This window comes from Planktothrix sp. FACHB-1355, assembly GCF_014748295.1.
Classification (GTDB): Bacteria; Cyanobacteriota; Cyanobacteriia; order Cyanobacteriales; family Aerosakkonemataceae; genus Aerosakkonema; species Aerosakkonema funiforme_A.
The window spans coordinates 1-6,217 of sequence record NZ_JACJUP010000308.1 but is presented as its reverse complement, the minus strand read 5'-3'; the positions used below and the strand labels follow the sequence as shown (position 1 = coordinate 6,217).

The window sequence follows — 6,217 nt, the reverse complement described above, 5'->3', positions numbered from 1 at the left end:
AATTATTCGCACAGAACAAGCACCGACACCAGTTGGCCCTTACAATCAAGCTATTGTCGCTAGCGGTCAAATGATATTTGTCGCCGGACAAATTGCGATTGACCCCAAAGTCGGTAATGTTGTCCACACCGATGATGTTGCCAAACAGACGGAACAGGTGATGGCTAATCTTGAAGCAATTTTAACTGCTGCGGACGCTAATTGGTCAAATGTGGTAAAAACTACGGTTTATCTGGCAAATATGAATGATTTTGCTGCCATGAATGCGGTTTATGCTAAATATTTTGATGAAGCTACAGCACCTGCTCGCGCTACGGTTGAAGTATCCCGTTTGCCGAAAGATGTTTTAGTAGAAATTGATTGCATTGCGGTGATTTAAATTTATCTAATCGTAGGGTGGGGGACGGCATGGGTAATAACTTTAGGGCAAAAACTAATAATTAGTTGACCTTGCCGTAAACCACCATTGCGTTGATTATTTTTAACATCAATGAACATTTTCGCTCGTCAACCCGAAAGAGCTTGATATTGGGTTGAGGTGAAGCTAAGAAAGCTTCAAAAATGTTGGGTTTCGCTATTGCTCAAACCAACCTACAAGTAACTAAAATTATGCTATAGCGATAAAACGACTTCCTGGCAAATTGTTAAAGGTAAAAGTTGGGGAAAACATAGATAAACAGGAACATCGATACTTAAGACAATGTACCAATTCGAGCGGATCTTTTGATTCACATGGCAACTGTTCGGTCAATAGTTCGTACAGAATGATACCGACAGAATAGAAATGGCGACTGTTAAATTTGCTGTTTTTTCCATGTTTGCTGACCCTGACCCGCAGATACTGAATAGAAACGTCACCCGCAATCGTTATGAATCTACTTTATTCGCGATCGGGCAATCTCAGGCAAATCGATCGTTAAGTTCATTGCCTTCTCTTCGATCTATTAAGATTATCTGCAAGTTAAATGCGTTATTACCTCCCCATACTTTTGCCTTAAAAAAAGTTGATAAACCAAATTTTTCTCAAACCCAATCTCAAATAAATTCAGCTATGATGTTAGATAAAAATGTTACTTTATTTACATCGATAAATAGTTCAGCCCAAAGTCACAGTCTCGCCGTTATCTTGAAACAGTTCAAAGCCTTAAAACTACTTGGCTCGTTCCTTTTAACGATGAGCTATGAAAGAGGGAATTTATTCATTGACGCGCAGGTTAGCGCAGACTATCTTCTCAGATAGAATTGCAGTTGCCATCAGAGATGTATAAATTTCTAATTGAGAGTCCGGCAGCGCTTTAAACAACAGACGCTGACCTGGAAAAACCACACGTTCAAAGTAGCGATCGCAAATATCGGCAATGCGAGCGATTTGAATCTGGCTAGTGGCATTAACGTAGCAGCAAAGTATTTGCTTATCCTCAGTCAAAGGTAGAAGATCTATTGTTGCACCCATAAATATAAGTTTCCCAGTACGTAAGAATCTGAAACCTGAGTAAAAAATCCCTTGAAAAAGATAAAAAACAGTCTGACTTTGCCAATTCTATTTCGATTTAAATGGTGCGGAGCGTCATTTCATTAGGCAAAAATGTCCTATGCAGCTTCGCCTCGTATAAATCTGCACCAGTCAGGTTTACCCGATCCAAATTTGCGCCAGTCAAATCTGCAAATCTTAAATAGGCATCGCGCAAGTCTGCGCCAGTCAAATCTGCAAATCTCAAATTGGCATCGCGCAAGTCTGCCTCAGTCAAACCTGCATAACGTAGATCGGTTCCAGTTAAGTTACTTTTGATTAAACTGGCTCCAGTTAAGTTAGCTAACCGCAAATCTGTCCTGACTAGCAATGCTTGGCTCAAATCTACTTTGGCCAAGTTTGCCCTGATGGCGATCGCACCATTTAGGATGGCCCCATGCAGGTCTGTCCCAGTTAAGTCTGCTCTCCACAGGGTTGCCCCCGTTAGGTCTGCCTCACTCAGCTTAGCTCCCCGCAGGTTGCTATTACTCAAGTTAGCGCCAACTAGGTTTGCTCTCCAGAAATTTGCTTCGCTCAGCTTGCTGTTACTCAGGTTTGCTCCCTGTAGGTTGACAAAGCGAAAGTCTCTCTCTCCCGCTACATATCGCCGATAAAGTTCATCAGCATCCATCTTGCGTGCGTGGCCTTGTGGTTTCGGTATTGTTAATTTATGTAAATTATTGTAACCTTAATTTTAAGGTAAATTAACAAAACGCAGAGTTTGTCATATGAGTTCTGCTTTGCTAAGATATAAGACCCGCTTATTCATCCGAAATTCTCCACTTCCAAGGAGAAGTCAGGAATATCGTCACCAAAAGGTGAAATGATATTCATAATCCCGTCCAATTTTTCGGCAGAAACAAGAGATCTGAACTGGGAATTGCACTCCAGTTGTGCCTCTAAATAATTATGAGAAAAAGTTGCAAAAATTTACAAAAATAGTGTATTGTTTTGCGGTTAACAAAAAAATGTTTAAGAAATCTACAATGCAATCTCGTTTGGTGAACTTCCTAGAGGATGAGTTAGCGATTCCTCCAGATTGGATATCATTGGCTCAAGCGAAGGGCGAACAAGACCCAAGTTTGTTACCGATGGTGCTTTGGCAATATGGATTGGTGACATTGGAACAACTCGATCGCGTATTTGACTGGATGGAAAGAGAACCGCTGGCCACGCTCAACTGAACAACTTCTTAACTCGCTCCAAATCCTGGATCAGGGAGTAGAAGCAAGGGATAATAAACAATGTCAGCAATGTTGAGATCGACATCCCGGAAAACACCACAATACCCAACGGTTGCAAGAATTCCGATCCTTCCCCAATTCCCAGCGCTAGGGGAAATAAACCCAAAACTGTAGTAATGGCAGTCATCATAATCGGTCGCAGGCGTTGGGGTGCGGCTTTGAGCATAGCAGTTTTGCGATCGACCCCATCCCGTTCCCGGATTTGGTTGGCTAGTTCCACCATGATGATACCGATATTGACCACAATACCGACGAGCAGTACAGCACCGACTAGGACAGTAGCACCGATCGCCGTTTGAGTAATGTAAAGTCCGAAAATTCCTCCCGCCAATGCTAGGGGTATAGTCAGAATAATCACCAGAGGGTCGATGATGGAGTTATATTGCACCGCCATCACTACGAATACCAAAAAAGCCGATAATCCTCCCAATAATTTCAGCGCATCTTGCAGCTGTTGATTCGTCTGAGCAGCAGAACTGGGTAGTACGCTCACACCTTCTGGCAGATCCAACTCTCCTAACACCCGGTTAACCTGCGCTATTGCGTCCGAAAGGCTTGCTCCCTGTGTAAGAGAACCGGCAATCAGGAAAACCTGTCGTTGGTTAATGCGTTGAATTTCTCCCGGAGCTTGCCCTTCTGTAATTTTAGCGACATCGCCCAAACGGACTAGGCGATTGTCGTTTGCAAATAGAGGTATTTGCTCTAATTGAGAAGCCTGCTGTACGGATTCTCGATCGAGTTGCACGCGGACATCCACCAAACGATTGCCTCTTTGCAGCTGCGTTGGCACAGTACCTTGAATCGCGGTTTGAACGGTATCACCAATGTCATTTGTTGTCAAGTTCAATTCGGCAACCCGTACCCAATCAGGCCGAATCTGCACTTCCGGTTGTCTGGCATCGGCATCGGGTCGGAAACTTGCTGCGGTCACGTTCTCATCCAGCGCTGCTAAGACCTGCCTTCCCGCCTGTTGCAAGCTTTGCTCGTTGCTGCCTTGCAGGATAACATCAACTTCTGCCCCCCGCACAGGCGAGTTGGTGAGGATAATACCGCGCACTTGACCCGGATTGAGACGCAGACGAATCCCAGCTAAGTTCAGTTTTTCCAATTCCTGAGAAACTCGTTGCACAAAAGCTTGCACTGGAGTACCCTGCTTGAGGTTAATAGTGCTGGAAGCACGCAAGGAGTTGGCAGTCGTGTTGCTACCGAAAAGAAAACCGCCCGCAGTGGTGAAAATCGATTCTACTTCTGGCTGTTTGAGTATAACTTCATCAACGATCGCCATTACTTTACGGTTAGTTTCCACGCTGGTGCCGGGAGGAAACTGGGCAATCAAGTTTGCTTGTCCGGTGTTGATGCGGGGTAGAATTTCTTGGGGAATTTGACCGACCATCCACAAACTGCTACCGCCCAAGATTAAGAAAGCGATCGCAATTGCCAAAAACCGAAAACGCAATACCGCCGCTAAAGTTCGTCGATAGCTGCCAGTCGCCGCCTCAAACATCGCGTTAAATACCCGAATTGGCAAAAACGAGCCGATGCGACTCGACCATTCGATCGCCAGCAAGCGCGAAGTTAGCATTGGCACAATTGTCAGCGCCACCAACAAGGAAGCGCCAACTGCAAAACATATAGTCAGAATTAACTCATTAAATAGTAATGAAAAGAAACCGCCAATCAGCACAAACGGTGCTACAGACACCAAGTTAGCGCCAGTAGAAGCAATCATGGCCGATTCTACTTCGTGACCGCTCTGAATAGACCGATCGATCGTCCACTCCAAACGCGATTGAGGATAGTAACTTCCATCAGCAAAAGATTCTTCCTCAGTCTCCTGTTTATCTTTCCCTGGAATCGTGCCAGTTTTTTCGGCAATGTTTTCCAAAATGACTACACTGGTGTCGATCGCCTGACCGATTCCTAAAGTTAGACCTGCCAAACTGAAAACATTCAGGGAAAACCCGAAAAACTTCATCAAAATCACAGCAGTCAAAGTACAAAGGGGAATTGTCAGCGAAATGATGAAAGTTTGTCGCAGCGAGCCCAAAAACAATAGCACTGCCACTGCTGCTAGTAAAGCTCCTGAAACCCCTGAATTAATTACATCATTAAGAGAATTGCGAATAAACCGGGATTCATCTGAAGTAGCTGTCAAAACCATATCCGATGGAATTACACCCGATTGTTTCAATTGTTCTATGCGTTTTTTGACGCCTTCTACTACGGTGATGGTATTGGCATCCGGCTGCTTTTGAACGCTCAATTTAACCGCCGGTTGTCCGTTGAGGGAGACAAACACCCGTTGCTCTTCTGTGCCATCAATTACTTCCGCAAATTCTCGCAGGTAAACGCGATGATTCGGTAAACCTGGTGTTGGGGAAGAATTAACATCAAAAGAGAGATCGAGAATTTCGCCTACATCTTGAAAGCGTCCGACAGTGCGGGTCAACGGTTCTGAATCTTCCCCCCGCAATCGTCCCCCAGAAATGTCTTGATTGCGGTCTCTGAGAGCGTTTAATACATCGGTTAAACTAACACCTTGCGCCTGCAAGCGACGGAGGTCAATTTGCACTCGCACTTCTTCCCGCACGCCACCGGAAACATCGACTCCGGCGACACCGGGTACAACGCCGAGTTCGCGGGACAATTCCTCATCAGCAAACACACGCAAATCCACATCTGGCATAGAGGGAGATTGCAGGGCGATTTCGTAAACTGGCAATTGGGAAGGGTCTATTTTAAATAAACGCGGTTCCTCAATCACATCGGGAAGTTGACTTCGTGCGCGGTTAAAGGTAGCGGTAGCATCATTCAACGCTTGGTCGATATCTCCCCCAGGTTCAAAGAATAAATCTAAACTTACCTGTCCCTCGCGAGTTTGCGAATAAACTTGGACGACTCCTTCTGTCGCGCTGAGTGCTTCTTCTAAAGGTTTGGTAATTTCATCAACTGCCACATCTGGCGAAACTCCGGGGGCGTTGACGCGCACGCCAATGCGGGGATAGGTGATCGAAGGTAATAAATCTACTTGGATTTGAGTGAGAAAGAAGATACCCAGCACTATGACGGTGAGGGTGAGCATAAGGGTGCCGATGTGGCGGCGGATCGCGATCGCGCTGAGGCTAAATTGCTCTTTGTGGTTAATCATTAGTTATTAGCCTTGGTTGTTTGTCACTTGTCATGAGCTACTAAAGGGGCACTAACGATCGCTCTACTTTTCCGATAGAATGCTCAAAACTACTTTCTCGCCATCTTTTAAGGGTTTGCCACTACGGACAACAAACCTCTCTCCTGGCTTTAACCCCGATAAAATTTCCACTTTTCCATTCGCGCGATCGCCTAATAGCACCCTTCTGGCTTGAACTGTTCCTTCCCTACCTTCCGCGATCGCTACAAAAATAGTCCCGATCGACTCTGAATCGGGGACTCTTGCCTGGGAAACACTCCCCCGCTCTCCCACTCC

General features: G+C 45.4%; 5 protein-coding genes and 1 pseudogene. 2 read left to right on the top strand and 4 right to left on the bottom strand.

Annotated features, from left to right (window positions below):
• Nucleotide 1: 1 nt before the first annotated feature.
• Nucleotides 2-379, top strand: a complete 378-nt coding sequence (locus tag H6S82_RS14555) for a Rid family detoxifying hydrolase (RefSeq protein ID WP_191056353.1) — start codon at nt 2-4, stop codon at nt 377-379.
• A gap of 816 nt (nt 380-1,195) precedes the next feature.
• Here H6S82_RS14555 and H6S82_RS14550 read toward each other — a convergent pair.
• Entirely contained in the window at nt 1,196-1,453 is a 258-nt protein-coding gene (locus H6S82_RS14550; RefSeq protein ID WP_190467485.1) for a DUF1830 domain-containing protein, read from the bottom strand.
• Nucleotides 1,454-1,550: 97 nt separating this feature from the next.
• Nucleotides 1,551-2,141, bottom strand: coding sequence for a pentapeptide repeat-containing protein (locus H6S82_RS14545; protein WP_190467488.1), 591 nt, complete (start codon nt 2,139-2,141; stop codon nt 1,551-1,553).
• Nucleotides 2,142-2,478: 337 nt separating this feature from the next.
• On the opposite strand from H6S82_RS14545, the gene H6S82_RS14540 reads away from it, so the two are divergent.
• On the top strand, nt 2,479-2,694 hold the full coding sequence (locus H6S82_RS14540) for a DUF2949 domain-containing protein (protein WP_190467492.1): 216 nt from the start codon (nt 2,479-2,481) through the stop codon (nt 2,692-2,694).
• Here H6S82_RS14540 and H6S82_RS14535 read toward each other — a convergent pair.
• A complete protein-coding gene (locus H6S82_RS14535) occupies nt 2,687-5,902 on the bottom strand; it encodes an efflux RND transporter permease subunit (RefSeq protein ID WP_190467495.1) in 3,216 nt (1,071 codons plus the stop codon). The genes H6S82_RS14540 and H6S82_RS14535 overlap by 8 nt on opposite strands.
• 63 nt (nt 5,903-5,965) lie before the next feature.
• Nucleotides 5,966-6,217 (bottom strand): annotated as a pseudogene (locus tag H6S82_RS32760) (hypothetical protein); the annotation flags it as partial.